This window comes from Pseudomonas sp. RW409, assembly GCF_003184125.1.
GTDB lineage: Bacteria > Pseudomonadota > Gammaproteobacteria > Pseudomonadales > Pseudomonadaceae > Aquipseudomonas > Aquipseudomonas chlororaphis_I.
On sequence record NZ_QHHP01000033.1, the window covers coordinates 158,513 to 178,071 of the forward strand.

Annotated in this window: 19 protein-coding genes; 1 reads left to right on the plus strand and 18 read right to left on the minus strand. The window is 62.2% G+C overall.

The window, feature by feature from the left end; all coding sequences use genetic code 11:
- From DK261_RS13830 to DK261_RS13860, 7 genes are all read right to left on the minus strand, one after another.
- A complete protein-coding gene (locus tag DK261_RS13830; protein ID WP_007924271.1) occupies positions 1-804 on the minus strand; it encodes an ABC transporter ATP-binding protein in 804 nt (267 codons plus the stop codon).
- Positions 801-1,949: an ABC transporter permease gene (locus DK261_RS13835; protein WP_016703904.1), complete on the minus strand. Its 1,149-nt coding sequence runs from the start codon at positions 1,947-1,949 to the stop codon at positions 801-803. Before DK261_RS13835 ends, DK261_RS13830 begins: the two co-directional genes overlap by 4 nt.
- A 69-nt stretch (positions 1,950-2,018) precedes the next feature.
- Complete coding sequence (locus DK261_RS13840; protein ID WP_009046294.1) at positions 2,019-3,050, minus strand: DUF5924 family protein; 1,032 nt, start codon at positions 3,048-3,050, stop codon at positions 2,019-2,021.
- A 61-nt stretch (positions 3,051-3,111) separates the two neighbouring features.
- Positions 3,112-4,497: a pitrilysin family protein gene (locus DK261_RS13845; protein ID WP_110175868.1), complete on the minus strand. Its 1,386-nt coding sequence runs from the start codon at positions 4,495-4,497 to the stop codon at positions 3,112-3,114.
- 56 nt (positions 4,498-4,553) lie between these two features.
- Complete coding sequence (locus tag DK261_RS13850; protein WP_009046296.1) at positions 4,554-6,212, minus strand: Na/Pi cotransporter family protein; 1,659 nt, start codon at positions 6,210-6,212, stop codon at positions 4,554-4,556.
- A 214-nt stretch (positions 6,213-6,426) separates the two neighbouring features.
- A complete protein-coding gene (locus DK261_RS13855) occupies positions 6,427-7,194 on the minus strand; it encodes a TerC family protein (protein ID WP_009046297.1) in 768 nt (255 codons plus the stop codon).
- An 87-nt stretch (positions 7,195-7,281) separates the two neighbouring features.
- Positions 7,282-8,589: a CitMHS family transporter gene (locus DK261_RS13860; protein WP_007924260.1), complete on the minus strand. Its 1,308-nt coding sequence runs from the start codon at positions 8,587-8,589 to the stop codon at positions 7,282-7,284.
- 341 nt (positions 8,590-8,930) lie between these two features.
- Here DK261_RS13860 and DK261_RS13865 point away from each other — a divergent pair, with 341 nt between their 5' ends.
- Positions 8,931-9,332: a GFA family protein gene (locus DK261_RS13865; RefSeq protein ID WP_009046298.1), complete on the plus strand. Its 402-nt coding sequence runs from the start codon at positions 8,931-8,933 to the stop codon at positions 9,330-9,332.
- 56 nt (positions 9,333-9,388) lie between these two features.
- On the opposite strand, the gene DK261_RS13870 is transcribed toward DK261_RS13865, so the two are convergent.
- From DK261_RS13870 to DK261_RS13920, 11 genes are all read right to left on the minus strand, one after another.
- Positions 9,389-11,350: a DUF4105 domain-containing protein gene (locus DK261_RS13870; RefSeq protein WP_039967549.1), complete on the minus strand. Its 1,962-nt coding sequence runs from the start codon at positions 11,348-11,350 to the stop codon at positions 9,389-9,391.
- A complete protein-coding gene (locus DK261_RS13875) occupies positions 11,347-11,667 on the minus strand; it encodes a DUF2388 domain-containing protein (protein ID WP_009046300.1) in 321 nt (106 codons plus the stop codon). The genes DK261_RS13870 and DK261_RS13875 overlap by 4 nt, the downstream gene beginning before the upstream one ends.
- A 27-nt stretch (positions 11,668-11,694) precedes the next feature.
- Entirely contained in the window at positions 11,695-12,003 is a 309-nt protein-coding gene (locus DK261_RS13880) for a DUF2388 domain-containing protein (protein ID WP_009046301.1), read from the minus strand.
- A 106-nt stretch (positions 12,004-12,109) separates the two neighbouring features.
- Positions 12,110-12,427 (minus strand): DUF2388 domain-containing protein, encoded by a 318-nt coding sequence (locus tag DK261_RS13885; RefSeq protein ID WP_009046302.1) that lies wholly within the window; start codon positions 12,425-12,427, stop codon positions 12,110-12,112.
- A gap of 164 nt (positions 12,428-12,591) precedes the next feature.
- Positions 12,592-12,801 carry a DUF1127 domain-containing protein gene (locus DK261_RS13890; protein ID WP_177411718.1) on the minus strand — a complete coding sequence of 70 codons (210 nt, stop codon included), beginning with the start codon at positions 12,799-12,801 and terminating at the stop codon, positions 12,592-12,594.
- A gap of 277 nt (positions 12,802-13,078) precedes the next feature.
- Positions 13,079-13,294 carry a DUF1127 domain-containing protein gene (locus tag DK261_RS13895; protein ID WP_007924247.1) on the minus strand — a complete coding sequence of 72 codons (216 nt, stop codon included), beginning with the start codon at positions 13,292-13,294 and terminating at the stop codon, positions 13,079-13,081.
- A 319-nt stretch (positions 13,295-13,613) separates the two neighbouring features.
- A complete protein-coding gene (locus DK261_RS13900) occupies positions 13,614-15,107 on the minus strand; it encodes an acetyl-CoA hydrolase/transferase family protein (RefSeq protein ID WP_009046303.1) in 1,494 nt (497 codons plus the stop codon).
- A 180-nt stretch (positions 15,108-15,287) separates the two neighbouring features.
- Positions 15,288-16,724, minus strand: coding sequence for an NAD(P)(+) transhydrogenase (Re/Si-specific) subunit beta (locus DK261_RS13905; RefSeq protein ID WP_016703896.1), 1,437 nt, complete (start codon positions 16,722-16,724; stop codon positions 15,288-15,290).
- Positions 16,724-17,047 (minus strand): NAD(P) transhydrogenase subunit alpha, encoded by a 324-nt coding sequence (locus DK261_RS13910; protein WP_003187010.1) that lies wholly within the window; start codon positions 17,045-17,047, stop codon positions 16,724-16,726. The genes DK261_RS13905 and DK261_RS13910 overlap by 1 nt, the downstream gene beginning before the upstream one ends.
- A gap of 15 nt (positions 17,048-17,062) precedes the next feature.
- Positions 17,063-18,184, minus strand: a complete 1,122-nt coding sequence (locus DK261_RS13915; RefSeq protein ID WP_110175869.1) for a Re/Si-specific NAD(P)(+) transhydrogenase subunit alpha — start codon at positions 18,182-18,184, stop codon at positions 17,063-17,065.
- A 451-nt stretch (positions 18,185-18,635) separates the two neighbouring features.
- On the minus strand, positions 18,636-19,535 hold the full coding sequence (locus DK261_RS13920; RefSeq protein ID WP_009046306.1) for a LysR family transcriptional regulator: 900 nt from the start codon (positions 19,533-19,535) through the stop codon (positions 18,636-18,638).
- Between the last annotated feature and the right edge of the window lie 24 nt (positions 19,536-19,559).

Below are 19,559 nucleotides of genomic sequence, written 5' to 3' on the forward strand. Positions count from 1 at the left end.
TCATACCTCGTTGAGCTGTGTAGCGGCCTGATACGCCGCGCGGCCGCGAGGGCCATGGAAGTACTCGTGAATCCAGGCGTCGTCGGTCTCGGCGACCTGGTCGATGGCATCCGCCACCAGCACCTTTTTCTGCGCCAGCACCGCCACCCGGTCGGTGATGGTGTACAGCGTATCCAGGTCGTGGGTGACCAGGAACACGCTCAGGCCCAGGGCGTCACGCAGGGTCAGGATCAATTGGTCGAACGCCGCGGCGCCGATCGGGTCGAGGCCGGCGGTGGGTTCGTCGAGAAACAGGATGTCCGGGTCCAGGGCCAGCGCCCGGGCCAGGGCGGCGCGCTTGATCATGCCACCGGACAGCGAGGCCGGGTATTTGTCGGCCGCCGACAGCGGTAGCCCGGCCAGCGCCAGCTTCACCGCCGCCAGGTGCTCGGCGTCGGCGCGGCTCAGGCCGGCGTGCTCGATCAGCGGCAGGGCGACGTTTTCGGTCACGGTCAGCGACGAGAACAGCGCGCCCTTCTGGAACAGCACGCCGAAGCGCCGTTCGATCAGCGAGCGCTCATGTTCCGCCAGGCTTGGCAGGTTCTGGCCGAACACCCGCACCGAGCCTTCGCTGGGCTGGCGCAGGCCGATGATGCTGCGCAGCAGTACCGACTTGCCGCTGCCCGAACCGCCGACCACGGCGAGGATCTCGCCCTTGTACAGGTCCAGGTCGAGGTTTTCGTGCACGCTCTGCGGGCCGAAGCGATTGCACAGGCCGCGGACTTCGATCACCGCCTCGGCAGGCGGACGGGTTGAACGGTTCACCAGCCCATCTCCATGAAGAACAGCGCGGCGACGGCATCGAGGACGATCACCACGAAGATCGATTGCACCACACTGGACGTGGTGTGGGCCCCCACAGACTCGGCGCTGCCGCTGACCTTGAAGCCTTCCAGGCAGCCGATGGCGGCGATCAGGAAGGCGAAGATCGGCGCCTTGACCATGCCCACCAGGAAATGCTGCACGCCGATGTCCGATTGCAGCAAGGCGAGGAACATCGCCGGCGAGATATCCAGCGACAGCGCGCAGACCACCCCGCCACCGACAATCCCCGAGAGCATCGCCAGGAAGGTCAGCATCGGCAGCGCCACCAGCAGCGCCAGGACCCGGGGCAGCACCAGCAGCTCCATCGGGTCCAGGCCCAGGGTGCGGATGGCGTCGATTTCTTCGTTGGCCTTCATCGAGCCGATTTGCGCGGTAAAGGCGCTCGCGGTCCGGCCGGCCATGAGGATCGCCGTGAGCAGCACACCGAATTCACGCAGGAAGGAGAACGCCACCAGGTCCACGGTAAAGATGCTGGCGCCGAAACTCTGCAGCACCGTGGCGCCGAGGAAGGCCACTACGGCGCCCACCAGGAAGGTCAGCAGAGCGACGATGGGCGCGGCGTCGAGGCCGGTCTGCTCGATATGCGCGACCATCGGCGTGATGCGCCAGCGCTTGGGATGCAGCAGGCCACGGACCAGGGTTTCGAGGATCAGGCCGACGAAACCCAGCAGCTTCAGGCTGTCCTGCCAGATGGCGTCGACCGCCTTGCCGATCCGGGTCAGCAACAGGATGCCGACCGATACTTCCGGTTCCTTGAGCGGCACGCAGAAGTCGCTCAGCGAGCAATAGACAGTCTGCAGCAGCGCGCGGTCGGCCGAAGACAGGGTGCAGTCGGGGTGTTCGGCAGACTTGCCGAGACGCTCGGAACCCAGCAGTTCGACCAGCAGCGAGGCGCCCGCGGTATCCAGGGCGCCGAGGCCGTTGAGGTCGATGTGGGTGCTGGTGTCGTATTGTCCGGTGAGCTTTTCGCAGAGGTGCTTGAGCTCGGTGTAATGGACGAGCGTCCAGTCCCCCGTGACTCGCAACCGCGAGGGGGAACTTGACGTATCCAGTTGGGCACTGCCGGCCGTCGCGCTCTGGGTCATAAGCTCCGTGCTTGTATGGTTTTTACGCAGTGCTACGTAATACCACGATCGAGGCGACTTTGCCTTGTACTAAGGTGCTGAGTTTTGTCCGTTGGTGCCGGTGATCTTGAAGCGCAGCACGCCGATCACCTGCCCGTCTTCGGTCAGCACCCGGACCTGCCAGCTGCCGGTCGGATCGCCGGGGAAATTCTGCTTGTGCGACCAGGCGCGGTAGCCCTCCTTGCGCCCGCCGTGGATGTCCAGGGCCACCCGGTCGACCTCTTTGCCGTTGAATTGCCAGACGTGATAAATGCGCTCGTCCAGCCCGCGCGGCGCATTGATCGCGGTGTAGGCATACAGCCCGGTGCTGCGCACGTCGCTGGCGCTGACTTCCTTGAGGCTGGCGCCGGGGGTGCGGTCCTGCAACTGGGTGCTGATGGCTTCCTCGGCGATCCACAAGGTCGCCGGCGGAACCCAGGAGCGCAGCAGCCAGCCGGTGCCGCCGATGGCCAGGGTCATGCCCAGCAGCATCAGCGCGCCGCGCAGGTTGCGGATCGGGAAGATCGACGCGAGGCTGGGGAACGACAGCAGCATGGCGATGCCCAGGGCCAGCTTGAAGCTCTGCGCGGTGGTCAGGTGCAGGATGATCGGCAGCGCGGTCAGCAGCGCGGCGAACAGTGTCAGGGTGTGCAGGGCGAGGAACAGCCAGCGCCGCGGGGCCAGCCATTTGTAGTACAGCGGGTCGATGATCGAGACCAGCGCCGAGGCGCCCAGCAGGCCGGTGAATACCAGCTGTCCGCTGTTCCAGGCGGTGGTGATGAAGAAGAACGGCAGGACGAAAAACAGGCTTTCCTGGTGAATCATCTGCGTTGCGTAACGCAGCAGCGGCTGGGGGATTTCCCGCTTGAAGATCTTGGTGAACAGCTGGGTCAGGCTGTTTTCCAGCATCAGCCAGATCCAGCTCACCAGCATGATCACGGCGATCCAGGTGGCCAGGCCCTGTTGGCGGTCCACCAGGATGAAACTGCCGACACCGGAAATGAAACCGCCGAGCGCAATGACCCCTGGGTAGCGCTTCATCAGTTCCAGGATGCGCTGCATGTAATGAGTCAGGTTTGGCATTCGGCGATCACACTAGAAAAAATCCCCGACAGAATAACGGTTTAGCATGACAAAAGACGCATCAGCCACGGATTCGTTTGCGATAAGCGCGCCAGCCGAACAGCGCCAAAATGATCAATAGCAGTGCGCCGAGGATCAGCCCGCTCAAGGCCGTGTAGCTCAGCAGCGGTTTTTCGATCCGCAGGTAGCCGGGTTGCTCCAGCAGCTGGCGCATGGCCTGGTTGGCCTGCTTCAGGCTGACGGCTTTCAGGCGCTTGGCCGGGTCGCTGAAACGCCCGTCCGCGTAGTCGCTCAAGGCGCCCCAGTAATAGTCCGCCAGGGCGCTGTTGCCCTGCACCGCCCAGGCCTGGCGGGCAATGGCGGCCTGTTGCAGACGGGCGAAGGTGGCGGGCTCCAGGCCGTCCTTGAGCAGTTGTGCCTTGAGCTCATCGATCACCTGTCGGGCCTGGGGCAGGTCCGCGCGTTCCAGGTCGGCATTCAGGCTGAGAAAGCCGACGCCGCCGAACACCTCGCGTTCGCTGTTCGGTCCGTAGGACAGCTCGTGCTGCAGGCGCAGCTTCTGGTACAGCGCCCAGTCCAGGTAATCCTTGAGCAGGTCGAAGGTTTCATCGTGCTGCCGGTCGAGGGTTGGCTCGGGAAACAGCCAATGCAGCTTGGCGCTGTCGCCGACCCAGCCGTGGATCAGGCTGCGCTCGGCGACGGCCGTTTGTTGAATGTCCGGCAGGCCCTGGTGCTCGCTGGGCTCCACCGGTTCCAGCGCGCCGTAGCTGCGCTCCAGGTAGGCCGGCAACAGGCGGTCAAGGTCGCCAACGACGATCAGGGTCATGTTGTTCGGCGCGTACCAGTCCTTGCGCAGCCGCTCCAGCTGTTCGAGGGTCAGTTGATCGACCTCGGCCCGTTCGGCGCATTTCAGGCCCAGTTCCACTGCCAGCTGGTTGCTGGCGGTGTGGCCGAGGTCCTGGCGGTCCAGCCAGCGTTGCAGGTGCGAGTAGTGCCCGCCGTCCTCGCGCTCGACCACCCGTTTCGCCGTTTGCAGTGCGTTGTCGTCGAGTTCGGTGCGGGTCAAGAGGGCCAGCAGCAGGTCCAGTACCTTGCGCTGGTTTTTCGCCGGGGCCTCGATAACGAAGGTGGTGTCGGCATTGCTGGTATAGGCGTTCCACTCGCCGCCCAGGGCTTGCATGCGCTCCTCCAGCCCGCCCTCGCCGCTGGCGTCGATGCCGCTGAACAGCAGGTGTTCGAGCACATGCGGCAGCTCCTTGTCGGCGCAGCCGAAGTCGTCCAGCCCTACCCCGACCACCAGGCGAATCGCCACGTGGCCGCGCTCGCTGCCCGGCTTGAGCAGCAACTGCAGGCCGTTGGGCAGCATGTAGCCCTCGACCTGGAAGCGATCCAGGGCAAACGAGTGGGCTGATCCGAGCAGCAGACAGGCGAATAACAGGCAACGCATAACAGGCTTCCTTACGACGGGCGTAAGTTCTACAGACTTCGGGTAACTGTGGACGTTCAGGGTGAATGGGTGATGTCAGCCATATCGTCCACGGCGAGCGCACCGGTTTCGGACGTCCCCAGCACCACGTAGGCGCTGCCGCAGAACAGCGAATTCAAGCGTTTCATATCGGCGATCAGTTCCAGGTGCAGCGAACTGGTCTCGATGCTCTGGACGATTTTACGTTGCAGGCGGCTGACATGGGCATGGGCCAGGCGACGTTCCTGAGCACGAAAGCGGCGTTTTTCCCGCAGCAACTGCCGGGCGCTTTCCGGATCGGCGCTGAGAAACACCGAAAGCCCCAATCGCAGGTTGGCGATCAGCTGTTCATGCAGGCCGACCAGTTCCTCGATGCCGACTTCGGAAAAGGAGCGGCGCTGCGCGGTCTTCTGCTGCTGGATCTTGCGCAGCATGCGTTCGATCAGGTCGCTGGCCAGTTTCAGGTTGATCGCCAGTTCGATGATTTCGGCCCAGCGCCGGCTGTCCTGTTCGCTGAGGTCCTCCCGGGGCATCTGCGCCAGGTAGAGCTTGATCGCGTTATAGAGCACTTCGACGTCGTCGTTGAGGTTGCGCATTTCCTGGGTGATCGCGGTCTGCTTGCCGTGCAGCACATCGCGCACGGCTTCGAGCATGTTATCGATCAGGTCACCGATGCGCAGGGTTTCCCGCGCCGCGTTGGCCAGGGCCAGGCTGGGGGTGGCCAGGGCAGTCGGATCGAGGTGGCGAGGCTTGGCCCGGCCGTTGGTTTCCGGGCGCTCCGGCAGCAGCCAGGCGCAGACCTTGGCCATCGGCCCGACCGTCGGCAGCAGCACCAGGCAACGCAGGGTGTTGTAGAGCAGGTGGAAACCGATCACCACCTCTTGCGGGCTGAAGTCCAGGCTGTCCATCCAGTGGGCGAGCGGGTCGAGCACCGGAATGATCAGCAGCAGGCCGATCAGCTTGTACAGCAGGCTGCCCAGCGCCACCTGGCGGCCGGCGGCGTTCTGCATGTTGGTGCTGAGAAAGGCCAGCACCCCGCTGCCGATGTTGGCGCCGATCACCAGGCCGATGGCCACCGGCAGGCTGATCACGCCGGCCCCGGCCAGGGTCGCGGTAAGCAGCACGGCCGCCAGGCTGGAGTAGGAAATCATGGCGAACAGCGCACCCATCAGGGCATCGAGCAGGATGTCGCCGGTCAGCGAGGCGAACAGGACTTTCACGCCTTGGGCATGGGTGATGGGCGCGGCGGCTTCGACGATCAGTTGCAGTGCCAGGATGATCAGCCCCAGGCCGATCCCTACCCGCCCGAGCTGGCCGGCGCGGGTCTGTTTGCGCGACAGGAAGAAGATCACCCCGAGAAAGATCAGCAGCGGCGACAGCCAGGACAGGTCGAAGGTCAGCACCCGGGCCATCAGCGCGGTGCCGACGTCGGCGCCGAGCATGGTCGCCAGGGCGGGTGTCAGGGCCATCAGCCCCTGGCCGACGAACGAGGTGACCAGCATCGCCGTGGCGTTGCTGCTCTGGACCATGGCGGTGACCAGGATCCCGGCGATGAAGGCCAGCGGACGCTTGGCCATGTTCTGGCCGATCAGGTGACGCAGGTTCGAGCCATAGACCCGCAGGATGCCGGTGCGGACGATATGCGTGCCCCAGATCAGCAAGGCCACGGCGGAGAGCAAATTGAGCAGGGTGAGCATAACGGCCCCCTGTGGTGAATAGCGCCCCAGAGGGGCAAGTTAACGGTGCCGCGCGTCGTTCTACGTTCTGTACTTAAGCTGTAGTTGGCTAACGGTCTGTGCGCCAGCATCGCATAGCTGATGCGGCGATTGAAACAAAACTGTCATGAAAAAACGGCTTTTCGCAGGCGTGAAAAAGGGGCTCGAAAGCCCCTTTTTCTGCTGCGCTCTCGGGTTATTGACCCGGGATGTCCTTGCGCAGTTTCACCGGGTCCTGCTGCTTTTTCTTTTTCGCGATGGCGGTGCGCATCTTGATGTTGATCGCCTCCACCGCCAGCGAGAAGGCCATGGCGAAGTAGACGTAGCCTTTTGGCACATGCACTTCGAACGCCTCGGCGATCAGTACGGTACCGACCACCAGCAGGAACGACAGAGCCAGCATCTTCAGCGACGGGTGCTTGTCGATGAACTCGCTGATGGTGCCCGAGGCCAGCATCATCACCAGCACCGCGACGATGATCGCCGCGACCATGACCGGCACATGGGAGACCATGCCGACGGCGGTGATCACCGAGTCCAGGGAGAACACGATGTCGATGATCGCGATCTGGATGATGGTGTAGAGGAAGTTGCCGCCCTTGCCGCTTGGTTCTTCCGCGGTTTCGTCCTCGCCTTCCAGGGCGTGGTACATCTCCTGGGAACTCTTCCAGAGCAGGAACAGGCCACCGAAGAACAGGATCAGGTCACGCCCGGAAATACCCTGGCCGAAGACCACGAACAGGTCGGCGGTCAGGCGCATGACCCAGGTGATCGACAGCAGCAGAAGGATCCGCGTGATCATGGCCAGCGCCAGGCCGAAAATCCGGGTCCGTGCCTGCATGTGTTTGGGCATGCGGCTGACCAGGATCGAGATCATGATGATGTTGTCGATACCCAGGACGATTTCCAGGGCGGTCAGGGTAAAGAAGGCAACCCAGATTTCCGGGTTGGTCAGCCATTCCATGTGTATTCCTTTGAGCGAGTGTTGTACCGCGCCAGTCGAGATTTCCGAGAACGAAGTCTAGCGGCCGACGCGGTGAGTCATTGCTTTTTATAGAGTGCTGAACAGCGGAAAAATCCCCATCAGCAAGGCGGCGAACATTATGCACAGGCAAACCAGTACTGCCCACTTGAGGGTGAAGCGCTGGTGATCGCCGAACTCGATACCGGCCAGGGCCACCAGCAGGTAGGTGGATGGTACCAGCGGGCTGAGCAAGTGGACGGGTTGGCCGACGATCGAGGCACGTGCCATTTCCACCGCGGTGATGCCGTAGTGACTGGCGGCCTCGGCGAGAACGGGCAGCACGCCGTAATAGAAGGCATCGTTGGACATGAAGAAGGTGAACGGCATGCTCACCAGCGCGGTGATCACCGCCAGGTACGGGCCCAGTGCATCCGGAATCACCGCCAGCAGGCTCTTCGACATGGCGTCGACCATGCCGGTACCGGACAGGATGCCGGTGAAGATACCGGCGGCGAAGATCAGCCCGACCACCGCCAGCACGCTGCCAGCGTGGGCCGCGACGCGGTCCTTCTGCTGTTGCAGGCATGGATAGTTGACGATCATCGCGATACTGAAGGCCACCATGAACAGCACTGGCAGCGGCAACAGGCCGGCGATCAGTGCGCACATCAGGGCGAAGGTCAGGGCGCCGTTGAACCAGATCAGCTTCGGACGGCGGGCGTCCGGGAACTGCGAGACGCTGATTTCGCTGTGGTCGATCTCGTCGCCCTGCAGGTGCAGTTCACCCAGGCGCGCACGTTCGCGCTTGCCGTACATATAGGCGATCGCCAGGATCGCCACCACGCCGGCCAGCATCGCCGGGATCATCGGCACGAAGATGTCCGATGGGTCGACATGCAGCGCACTGGCGGCACGGGCGGTCGGGCCACCCCAGGGGGTCATGTTCATCACGCCGCCAGCCAGGATGATCAGGCCGGCCATGATCCGCGGGCTCATGCCGATGCGGCTGTACAGCGGCAGCATGGCCGCCACGCAGATCATGTAGGTGGTGGCGCCGTCGCCGTCCAGGGACACCACCAGCGCGAGCACGGCGGTACCGACCGAGACCTTGAGCGGGTCACCCTTGACCAGCTTGAGGATCTTGCGCACGGCCGGGTCGAACAGGCCGGAGTCGATCATCAGGGCGAAATACAGGATGGCGAACATCAGCATCACGCCGGTCGGTGCCAGCTTGGTGATGCCTTCGAGCATCATCGGGCCGATCTTCGGGGCGAAGCCGCCGAACAGTGCGAACAGGATAGGAACGATGATCAGGGCGATCAGCGCGGACAGGCGCTTGGTCATGATCAGGAACATGAAGGTGATGACCATGGCGAAGCCAAGGAAAGTCAGCATGGGAATACTCCAGGCGTAGCGCGGCTAGGGAATGGCGAACCGGTTGGGGTCAGCGCAGAACGGGAAGCGCGGGACGTGGAGGAAGCGGGGCGAAAAGGCGGGTACGAACGGACATCAGAATCACCATTGTTGTTGTTAATTGGGCCTGGAGGCGCGAAAACGCCCAATGGCCAACCGGTCTGTTGCCGGCAGTGGAGGCGATCCTAATCGCGGAAGCTTTCAGCTACCTTTCGTTGTAGAAAGCAATGATCAGATGCATCGCAAGCCGACGTGCGGTTAAAAAACAACCAGATCGGCCTGCTGACGGAGTTTTCCGCTGCCATTCGATGGGAGGTCCTTGTATGAGCCTGTTGCATACCGGCGGTTGCCATTGCGGGCAGCTGCGTTATCAGTTCAGTGGACCGTTGCGCGATATCGCCCATTGCCATTGTTCGATCTGCCGACGGGTCAGCGGCGGCCTGGTGACCACCTGGATCACCCTGCCCCGCCCGGCTTTCCAGTGGCTGGCCGGGACGCCGGCGTGTTACCACTCCTCACCCGGCTGTGCGCGGTACTTCTGCCCGAACTGCGGTGCCCATCTGGCGCTGATCACACAACTGAGCCCGGACAGCATCGATGTGACCATCGCTACCCTGGATCATCCGGAACTGGCGCCGGCCGAGCGGCATATCTGGACCGACAGCCGTTTGCCCTGGCTGCACCTGGATGAGCAGCTGCCGGGAGAGGCCGAGGAGACGTTGTAAGGTTGCGGGATCGCTTCGCGGGCCAGCTATGAAGGAGGCTGGCCCGCGATGCGGGATCAGGGCAGTTCCAGCCCGCCCGCGGCCTTGTGCAAGGCCCGCAGGTGTTCGCCCAGCTGTTTCAGGTTGGCTTCGTTGGCGGCGATTTCGGCGGCGCGGTTCGGCTCCAGCAAGGCCCGTACTTCCTTGTCCAGATCGCCGGTCAGGGCCTGCAGCTGTTTCTGGCGCAGGCTGCTTTCCGACTCCAGGCGTTGCCATTCGCTTGGCTGCGGCAAGCCATAGCCGCTGCTACCGAGCAACTCGGCCGGGCGACTGAGGAAGCCGCTGTTGGCGAGGATTTCCTGCAGGGTCTTGTTGGCCTTGTCCATGCCGCCGTTCTGCAGGTCGCGAGCGCCCAGGTAACGCTGCTTGACCTCGTCCTGGGCCAACAGCAGCTGGCGCCGGAAGCTCGCCTGTTCGAGCAGCAGCAAGGCAGCGCTGGTGCGCAGGTCCGCCTGGTCGAACCATTGGCGGCGCTGCGCGGCGCTCAGGGACAGCCAGTCTTCGACGTTGTTCTGTTTGATCGGCAGGTGCTTTTTCAACACCTCGAACATCGCCTGGTAACGGTCGCGGAAGGAGTCGAAGCGATACCCCAGGCGCAAGGCTTCGCGAGGATCGTCCAGCACGCTGGTGTCGGCCAGGCCACGGCCCTTGAGCACTTCCAGCAGGCCGTTGGGCATGATGCTGTCGAGCCCGGTGAGCTGGGCATTGTTGCTGCCGCTGCGCAGCAGCTTCAGGCTTTCCACGGCACAGTTGTTGGACAGGAAGTAATAGTTGCCGTCGTAGCTCCAGTGCATCTCGGCGGCGCGCTCGACCACCTCTTCGATCTCGCTGCGCGACAGGTTCAGCGGCACCGAAGCCAGGCTGCGCAGCTCGGTCTTGGTGTATTCATCGATGACCTGGGCCAACGGCAGGATAAACAGGCGGGACGGGTATTTGCCGACCAGGCCGTCCCAGCTCGACAGCTGCACGTCACCGACAAAGGCGCGGTAGGACAGCACCAGGTGCTGCTCGAGGTCCAGCCGGCAGTCCGGCCCGCGCGGTCGGCCGGGGGCGCAGATCACCAGGCGCAACATGCTGTGCCCCCAGCGGCTGACCCAGTTCTGGTTGGCTTCGGCCAGCAGATAATCCACAGCGTAGACCCGCTCCGGGTCGACCTTGCCCAGCGGCTGCTTGGCGAAGTCGTTGCCGGCGTTGAGGAAGGCGAAGGATTGGGTGCAGGTGTCCTTGGCCTTCGGCGCCCAGCCGAAGTGTTCCTGGTAATAACGGTACAGCGCTGGCCGGCGGCAGGCGTAGCTCGGGTCCAGGAGGAAGTACTCCATGTTCACCGCGACGAACTCTTTCGGGTTGGTCGTTTCGTAGATATCCGGGCTGCGGGCGACCTGGCGGTTGTACTGCTCGCGCTCGCCGCGACGGCCGACGTATTGCGGCCAGCCGGCGAGGTCGAGCAGGCGCGGGTCGTCGCTGAGGGTGAAGCGGCGCGCGGTCTGGCCGCGGCACTGGTCCGGCAGCCCGATCAGGCCCGAGGCACTGTTCTGGCGGCTGCAACGCTGGATCAGCGTGCGCTCGGCGCCAGGCCACAGGCGCGAACGGTCATAAATATGGGTGAGTTCATGCAGCACGGTGGCGAGCATTTCCCGGCGCACGGTGCCATGGGGGCGATGGGTTTTCTGAGTGGCCGCGCTGCCGTCGGTGAGGCTGGCCAGCAGCTTGCGATTCAGGTCGAGTTCGTCGACCAGCGATGCCTGGCCGTAGGCGTTGTGAGGCATGTCGTCGGTCCAGCCGACATCGATGCGACGGTCCAGTTGTTCGATGAAGCGCGGCGGCAGCGCTTGCATCGCTTCATCCAGCAGCGCCTGGCTGGCGTGCTGCTGCTCCGGGCTCAAGCCTTCGGTCTTGAGCCGCAGTTGCAGGTCGGCCTGAGCGCTGTTGCCCAAGAGTAACAGCGCTGCACCCAGCAGCCAGGCAGCGAGCGGCCTCACAGTGCGAGGATGGCTTCGGCGAGCACCTGATCACTGGCGTCGCGGGCTTCCGGCACGCGGTTACGCAAGGTATCGAAGGCGGCCTCCAGCTGGGCGCCACGAATATCGCCGTCGCTGGCGACGAAGCTGGCGGCGTCGTCATGGGCGGCACGCACGATTTTCGAGTCGCGGATGGAGGTGGTGGTGTCCGAGGTGAAATCGATGGTACGACCAAAGGCTCGAACGATGATGTTACTGGTGGCTACCAGGGTTTGTGCCTGGGCCACATCAGCCAACAGCAACAGGCCAAGGGTGGCAGCAATCAGCGGGCTACGCATGGAACGACTCCGGGATGACAGGGATAGTTATTGGACGAGAATTGCCTGCGCCAGTTCAAGGTCGCCGACATGAAGTTGTGGCTGGGTTTTACGCAGGTATTTCAGGGCTGATTCCAGCCGGGCTCCGCGCAGGTGGCCGTCAGTGGCGACGAACGCCGCGGCATCATCCTGGGCAGCCAGTACGCGTTTGTTGTCGAAAGGCGCGGAGGTCACCTTGCTGGTAGCGTAGCCAGTGATGACCAGGCCTTGTGTGCTCAAGTCGAAAGCAGCCGCCGAGCCTGTCCAGCAAACGGCAATCAACGAAGGGACGGTAAGCAGGGATCTGAAAAAACGCATGAGTCTCGACAGCTGAAAAACCAGCGGCAAGGCTAGCGCAATGCCCGGGCGAGAGCCAGCGCCCAGGGTTTCGGGTGCGTTGGGCGCACCCGTCGCCGGACCGGTGTCAGATCGTCAGGATGGCCTGAGCGAGCTGGGCGTCAGTAGCGCTCAGTTGTGGCAACTGTTGGCGGATGTGGTCAAACGCGCTTTCCAGCTTCACTCCACGAATGGCGCCTTCGGTGGCGACAAAACTGGCGGCGTCGTCACGAGCGGCGCGCACGATTTTGTCGTCACGGAACGAGGATGTGACGTCGGAAGTCGCATCGGAAGTGGCCTTGAGTGCGCCGACAACCGCATCGGTGGTGACGATAAAGCTGGAGGCGTGGGCGTTGGAGGCCAAGGCCAGCAAGGCAGCAGCGCTGAGCAGGCGAAGACGGGACATAGGTAAAACTCCTTGATAACAGATAGGGTGGTGCTGAGTGGGCACCGGGTAGTCACTGTGGGGCAGATGAATCAGACGCCCCTTCAGGAAAATCGCTACACGCTACTGGATATTAGGCCCACCCCATCTGTTCGAATAGCCCTCTTCTGCTGTCTTGGCGCGAACTAGCGCCAGAAGGGTTTGTCCAGTTCAGCCATGCGGTCGCTATGGCTGATGCCTACATCGGACAATTGCTGATCGTTGAGCCCTGCCAGTACGCGGCGTGTCCGGGCGTTCTGTTGCATTTGGCACAAGGCGCGGTACAAGCGTTTCCACGCGCTTATCTGAGGATGGGAGAAGCTGAGAGGTACGATACGTCCTGGTATGTGGTTCATGGTGCGGTCCTTTCGGCAGGCCGAAGTCAGGGACTTGGGACACCATGTTGCTATTCACGCAGGCTCATATACAGATACAACAGTGTGAAATTGTACTGGTCCAGTTTTATTTATATTTAAACTGTACCTGTCTGGCCATACCCTTTCTGTACCGGCTCTTCCCAGTATTGCCAGGCCTAAAACGACAAAACCCGTCGCAGTTGCCCGCGACGGGTTTTGTTTTTTCAATTCGGGGTGCTGGCGGTGGACCCGGTGGGTCAGGGCCAGCGACGCTAACTTAGCGCCAGAACGGCTTGCTCAGCTCTTCGTAGCGTTGAGCTTCGCTGATACCTGCGTCAGCCAGCAGACGCGAATCCAGGCGAGCCAGTTGGTGGCGGCTGGAGATGCGGCGCTGCCACAACATCAGGTTGGCGAGAACGCGCAGAGGCAGGGAGGCCTGGGTTTTTGCAGCTTTGTCTTCGAAGAACAGTTCGGAACTGAGTGTACGTTCCATGGTGTGCATCCTTCCGCTTGTGGCGGGATTAGGTAGTGGTTTAACTGGTGCCCATGATCCTCCTCTCGCGCCAGTCTCTGTAGATACAGTTCATCTGTATTGTGAGGGACCAGTTAACTGTTTATAGGTGCTGTACTGTTCGGAAATGATGCAACTGTACCTATCAGCACCATTTAGGTGCGTTTCAGGACGTTTTCTTGAAAAAGGTGGGGTTTTGAGGGGGTAAAACACCAGTACAGCAGTACAGTTTTTGACAAGTGTTTAAGGACTGTCGATGAGCTGACGCAACTGTGCTTGCGTCAGCCATCGACTGTACCCATCACACAGCGAGCATGCGCCCGGTTTCTTCCAGGTTCATGTGCCAGCGCAGGGCATCGCGCAGGATGTGCGGCGTGTGGCCGCCCAGAGCGCAGGCGGCGGTGAAGTAGTCATTCAGGGGCTGGCGATAGTCCGGGTGTACACAGTTGTCGATGATCACCCGGGCCCGCTCCCGTGGCGCCAGGCCACGCAGGTCGGCCAGGCCGACTTCGGTCACCAGGATGTCGACGTCGTGTTCGGTGTGGTCGACGTGGCTGACCATTGGCACCACGCTGGAAATCGCCCCGCCCTTGGCAATGGACTTGGTGACGAAGATCGCCAGGTGCGCGTTGCGAGCGAAGTCACCCGAACCGCCGATGCCGTTCATCATCCGCGTGCCGCAGACGTGGGTGGAATTGACGTTGCCGTAGATGTCGAACTCCAGGGCGGTGTTGATGCCGATGATGCCCAGGCGACGCACCACTTCCGGATGGTTGGAGATCTCCTGCGGGCGCAGCACCAGCTTGTCCTTGTAACGCTCCAGATTGCCGAACACATCGGCATTGCGCCGGCTCGACAGGGTGATCGAGCTGCCCGAAGCGAAGCTCAGCTTGCCGGCGTCGATCAGGTCGAAAGTCGAATCCTGCAGCACTTCGGAGTACATGGTCAGGTCTTCGAACGGCGATTCGATCAGGCCGCACATCACCGCGTTGGCGATATTGCCGATACCCGCCTGCAGCGGGCCGAGCTTGTTGCTCATGCGCCCAGCGTCCACTTCCTGCTTGAAGAAGTTGATCAGGTGATTGGCGATCCCCTGGGTTTCGCTGTCTGGCGTCGAAACAGTGGATGGCGAGTCCGCCTGGTTGGTGATGACGATGGCGACGATCTTCTCCGCCGGGATCGGGATGGCGGTGCTGCCGATACGGTCGTCGACCTTCACCAGCGGGATGGGCGTGCGGGTCGGCCGGTAGGTCGGGATATAGATGTCGTGCAGACCTTCCAGGTTCGGGTTGTGCGCCAGGTTGATCTCGACGATCACGTGCTTGGCGAAGATCGCGAAACTGGCGGAGTTGCCCACCGAGGTGGTCGGCACGATATGGCCTTGCTCGGTGATCGCCACGGCTTCGATGACGGCGATGTCCGGCAGCTTGAGCTGCTGGTTGCGCAGCTGTTCCACGGTTTCCGACAGGTGCTGGTCGATGAACATCACCTCGCCGGCATTGATCGCCTTGCGCAGGGTGCTGTCGACCTGGAACGGCATACGTCGGGCCAGGACACCGGCCTCGGTCAGTTGCTTGTCGAGGTCGTTGCCCAGGCTGGCGCCGGTCATCAGGCTGATTTTCAGTGGGGTTACCTTGGCGCGCTCGGCCAATGCATGGGGCACGGCCTTGGCTTCGCCGGCGCGGGTGAAGCCGCTCATGCCGACGGTCATGCCGTCCTGAATCAGAGCGGCAGCGTCGGCGGCGCTCATCACCTTATCCAACAACGAAGGCAAGCGGATACGATCACGGTACATGGATTGTTATCTCGGGCAGCGGAAGCAAGATGCGCAGTCTAGTGATTTCAAAAAAATTCGTCCCGCTACCAAGGTCGAATGAAAGGCCGCGATTTAGAGCCTTTTGTCGGGTTTGTGCGGGAAATAAAAAACCCCAGCCTACTAAAGGCTGAGGTCTTGGGTGTTGCGCTGGAGCAGGGTTTACTCGACGGCTTTGACCATGTCTTCGATGACTTTCTTGGCGTCGCCGAACACCATCATGGTCTTGTCCAGGTAGAACAGTTCGTTGTCCAGGCCGGCATAACCGCTGGCCATCGAACGCTTGTTGACGATGACGGTCTTGGCCTTGAACGCCTCGAGAATCGGCATGCCGGCGATCGGCGATTTCGGATCGTTCTTCGCCGCCGGGTTGACCACGTCGTTGGCGCCGAGCACCAGCACCACGTCGGCCTGGCCGAACTCGGAGTTGATGTCTTCCATCTCGAACACCTGGTCGTACGGCACTTCGGCCTCGGCCAGTAGTACGTTCATGTGGCCGGGCATGCGCCCCGCGACCGGGTGGATCGCGTACTTCACGGTCACGCCACGGTGTACCAGTTTCTCGGTCAGCTCTTTCAGCGCGTGCTGGGCCCGCGCGACCGCCAGGCCGTAACCCGGAACGATGATCACGGTGTCGGCGTTGGTCAGCAGGAAGGTGGCGTCGTCGGCCGAGCCGGACTTCACCGGGCGGGCTTCTTGCGCGCCCGCCGGGCCGCCAGCGTCTGCAGTGTTGCCGAAGCCGCCAAGCAGTACGTTGAAGAACGAACGGTTCATCGCCTTGCACATGATGTACGACAGGATCGCACCGGACGAACCCACCAGGGAGCCGGCGATGATCAGCATCGAGTTGTTCAGCGAGAAGCCGATCCCTGCCGCTGCCCAGCCCGAGTAGCTGTTGAGCATCGACACCACCACCGGCATGTCGGCACCGCCGATCGGGATGATGATCAGCACGCCCAGCACGAAGGCCAGGACCAGCATCAGGGCGAAGGCGCTGAGATTGCCGGTGAACATGAAGGTCACGCCCAGGCCCAGGGTCGCCAGGCCGAGAATCAGGTTCAGTTTGTGTTGGCCGCCGAACTGTACCGGTGCGCCCTGGAACAGGCGGAACTTGTACTTGCCCGACAGCTTGCCGAAGGCGATTACCGAACCGGAGAAGGTAATGGCGCCGATGGCCGCGCCGAGGAACAGCTCCAGGCGGTTACCGGCTGGAATCGAATCCCCCAGTTGCTTGACGATGCCCAGGGACTGCGGCTCGACCACGGCGGCGATGGCGATGAACACCGCTGCCAGACCGATCATGCTGTGCATGAAGGCCACCAGCTCCGGCATCTTGGTCATTTCCACGCGCTTGGCCATGATCGAACCGGCGGTGCCGCCGATCAGCAGGCCGACGATCACGTAGCCAATGCCAACGGTCGCCAGTTCCGCGCCGAGCTTGAACACCAGGCCGACGGTGGTGACGATCGCCAGGGCCATGCCGAGCATGCCGAACAGGTTGCCGCGACGCGAGGAGGTCGGGTGCGACAGGCCTTTGAGGGCCTGGATAAAGCAGATCGACGCGATCAGGTAGAGCGTCGTTACCAGATTCATGCTCATTACTTGGGCGCCTCTTCTTTTACGGCTTTCGGGGCTTTTTTCTTGAACATCTCAAGCATGCGGCGGGTTACCAGGAAGCCGCCGAACACGTTGACCGCGGCCAGGGCCACGGCCAGCGTGCCCATGGTCTTGCCCAGCGGCGTCACGGTCAGGGCGGCGGCCAGCATGGCGCCGACGATCACGATCGCCGAAATGGCGTTGGTTACCGCCATCAGCGGGGTGTGCAGTGCGGGTGTAACGTTCCAGACCACGTGATAACCGACATAAATCGCCAGCACGAAGATGATCAGGTTGTAGATACCGGGGGAGATAAGCTCTTCCATCGTCTGAATCCCTGCTTAGGCGTTTTTACGGATGACTTGGCCGTCGCGGCACATCAGGCACGCGGCGACGATGTCGTCTTCTAGGTTGACCTCGAACTGACCTTCTTTAGTGAAGACGAGCTTCAGGAAGTCCAGCAGGTTGCGGGCGTACAGCGCCGAGGCATCGGCAGCGACAGCACCGGCCAGGTTGGTCGGGCCGACAATGGTCACGCCATTTTCGACGACCACCTGATCCGCCACGGTCAGCGGGCAGTTGCCGCCCTGGGCCGCGGCGAGGTCGACGACCACCGAGCCTGGCTTCATCTGGGCCACGGTTTCGGCGCTCAGCAGCACTGGCGCCTTGCGGCCTGGAATCAGGGCGGTGGTGATCACGATGTCCGCCTGCTTGGCGCGTTCGTGCACGGCCTGGGCCTGGCGCTGCATCCAGCTGGCAGGCATCGGGCGCGCGTAACCACCGACACCGACGGCGCATTCGCGCTCTTCATCGGTCTCGTAAGGCACGTCGACGAACTTGGCCCCCAGGGATTCGATCTGTTCCTTGACCGCCGGACGCACGTCCGAGGCCTCGATCACCGCGCCCAGGCGCTTGGCGGTGGCGATGGCCTGCAGGCCGGCAACCCCGGCACCGAGAATCAGCACGCGAGCAGCTTTCACGGTGCCCGCGGCAGTCATCAGCATCGGCATGAAGCGCGGGTAATAGTGGGCAGCGAGCAGCACCGCCTTGTAACCGGCAATGTTGGCTTGCGAGGACAGCACATCCAGGCTCTGGGCCCGCGAGGTGCGTGGCGCTGCTTCCAGGGCAAAGGCGGTGATGCCGCATTCGGCCATCTTGGCAATGGTGTCATTGCTGAACGGATTGAGCATGCCCACCAGGACGGTGCCGCTTTTGATCAGGGCCAGCTCGCTGTCACTGGGAGCCACGACCTTGAGAATCAGCTCCGCGCCGAATGCATCGTTGGCGCTGCCAATGGTTGCACCTGCCGCTTCATAGGCACTGTCGACAACACTGGCGTTGATGCCGGCGCCGCTCTGCACAGTGACTTTATGACCCTGGCCGATCAGTTTCTTGATGGTTTCCGGGGTTGCAGCAACCCGTGTTTCACCCGTTTGGGTCTCGAGAGGAACACCAATGTGCACGTCAAATCTCCTGCTTGATCTTATTGCTTTCGATCTTTTCTAGAAGGCCAGCGCACTACGGATGGTGCAGCTGGGGCGGCCGATCAGCACGATCCCGCCAGAATCAAGGCGGGGCGCGGCATTTTGCAGGCGAACATTACGCCCTTCAAGGGATTATGAGGGGTGACGGAAAATTAACTACAAGTCACCCTGTGACCGAATGTCGCAAGGGTTGGGCTCAATCCCTTGTAAGTCGTGACCTGTAAGGATTTCGACGGAAAATAAAACAATTTTCATATTGCTCGCGTGAATGAGCGTTCATGACCCTCAAAAAGCCCTACAAGCCACGTGGTTAGGCGCTTGTAGGACGGTTGTCCCGCTTATCGATACAGTCTGTCTGAATGCGACATTTAGTTATATCTGTAGTGTTTGATTTTTTTTGACTACGAAGTTAATTTATTGCCCTGCCCTGCTATTTCTCTAGGCTGTAGCTTTGTGCCTGCTCCACCAGCCAATCGCGAAAAGCCCGTAAAGACGCTGACTCCACCTTGCGCTCGGGAATCATCAGGTAATACGCCTTGATGCTCGCCAGGGCTTCGGGGTTGGCGATCACCAGGCGCTTTTCCCTCAGCTCCCGTTGAATAAGGAATGGCGGGATCAGGGCGATGCCCATGTCGTGCATGGCGGCCTGCGCCAGCATGGAGAATAGTTCGTAACGCGGGCCTGTCATGTCCCGCGGGATATTCAGGTGCTGTGAGTTGAACCATTGCCGCCAGGCATAGGGGCGCGTGGTCTGCTGCAGCAGCGGCAGCTCGGCGATTTCTTCGGCACTTAGCCGGGTGCGGTTGCCCAGGGTCGCGGGGCTGCACACCGGCATTGGGTTTTCTCCCATCAGGCGATGGGATTGGGTGCCCGACCAGTCGGCATCGCCAAAGTAAATCGCGGCGTCGAAGTCGGTATCGGCGAACAGGAAAGGCCGGGTGCGGTTGGTCAGGTTGACCGTGACTTCCGGGTGTCGCTGCTGAAAATCTTTGAGTCGGGGCAGCAGCCATTGGGTGCCAAAGGTCGGGACCACCGCCAGCTCGATGACGTTGGCGCCCTGCTGGCCCATGACGGAAAGCGTGTCGCGCTCCACCGCGTCCAGTTGGGTGGCCACGCGGCGGCTGTAGGAGAGCCCGGCTTCGGTCAGCTTGACGCCGCGCCGGGACCGGCGGAACAGCTCGACCCCGAGAAACTCTTCCAGGCTGGCGATCTGTCGGCAAATTGCGCCCTGGGTTAGCGAAAGCTCCTGCGCCGCCTTGGTAAAGCTCTCGTGGCGTGCGGCAGCTTCGAAGCTGATCAGGGCGGCTGTGCTGGGGATCTTTCTGCGCATGTACGGCAATCTCACTAATGGAAT

Coding starts and splice junctions, on each gene's coding strand:
- DK261_RS13835 (WP_016703904.1), bottom strand. CDS start 1,949: ATGACCCAGAGCGCGACGGCCGGCAGTGCCCAACTGGATACGTCAAGT.
- DK261_RS13840 (WP_009046294.1), bottom strand. CDS start 3,050: ATGCCAAACCTGACTCATTACATGCAGCGCATCCTGGAACTGATGAAG.
- DK261_RS13845 (WP_110175868.1), bottom strand. CDS start 4,497: ATGCGTTGCCTGTTATTCGCCTGTCTGCTGCTCGGATCAGCCCACTCG.
- DK261_RS13850 (WP_009046296.1), bottom strand. CDS start 6,212: ATGCTCACCCTGCTCAATTTGCTCTCCGCCGTGGCCTTGCTGATCTGG.
- DK261_RS13855 (WP_009046297.1), bottom strand. CDS start 7,194: ATGGAATGGCTGACCAACCCGGAAATCTGGGTTGCCTTCTTTACCCTG.
- DK261_RS13860 (WP_007924260.1), bottom strand. CDS start 8,589: ATGCTGACTTTCCTTGGCTTCGCCATGGTCATCACCTTCATGTTCCTG.
- DK261_RS13865 (WP_009046298.1), top strand. CDS start 8,931: ATGAGCCTGTTGCATACCGGCGGTTGCCATTGCGGGCAGCTGCGTTAT.
- DK261_RS13875 (WP_009046300.1), bottom strand. CDS start 11,667: ATGCGTAGCCCGCTGATTGCTGCCACCCTTGGCCTGTTGCTGTTGGCT.
- DK261_RS13880 (WP_009046301.1), bottom strand. CDS start 12,003: ATGCGTTTTTTCAGATCCCTGCTTACCGTCCCTTCGTTGATTGCCGTT.
- DK261_RS13885 (WP_009046302.1), bottom strand. CDS start 12,427: ATGTCCCGTCTTCGCCTGCTCAGCGCTGCTGCCTTGCTGGCCTTGGCC.
- DK261_RS13890 (WP_177411718.1), bottom strand. CDS start 12,801: ATGAACCACATACCAGGACGTATCGTACCTCTCAGCTTCTCCCATCCT.
- DK261_RS13895 (WP_007924247.1), bottom strand. CDS start 13,294: ATGGAACGTACACTCAGTTCCGAACTGTTCTTCGAAGACAAAGCTGCA.
- DK261_RS13900 (WP_009046303.1), bottom strand. CDS start 15,107: ATGTACCGTGATCGTATCCGCTTGCCTTCGTTGTTGGATAAGGTGATG.
- DK261_RS13905 (WP_016703896.1), bottom strand. CDS start 16,724: ATGAGCATGAATCTGGTAACGACGCTCTACCTGATCGCGTCGATCTGC.
- DK261_RS13910 (WP_003187010.1), bottom strand. CDS start 17,047: ATGGAAGAGCTTATCTCCCCCGGTATCTACAACCTGATCATCTTCGTG.
- DK261_RS13920 (WP_009046306.1), bottom strand. CDS start 19,535: ATGCGCAGAAAGATCCCCAGCACAGCCGCCCTGATCAGCTTCGAAGCT.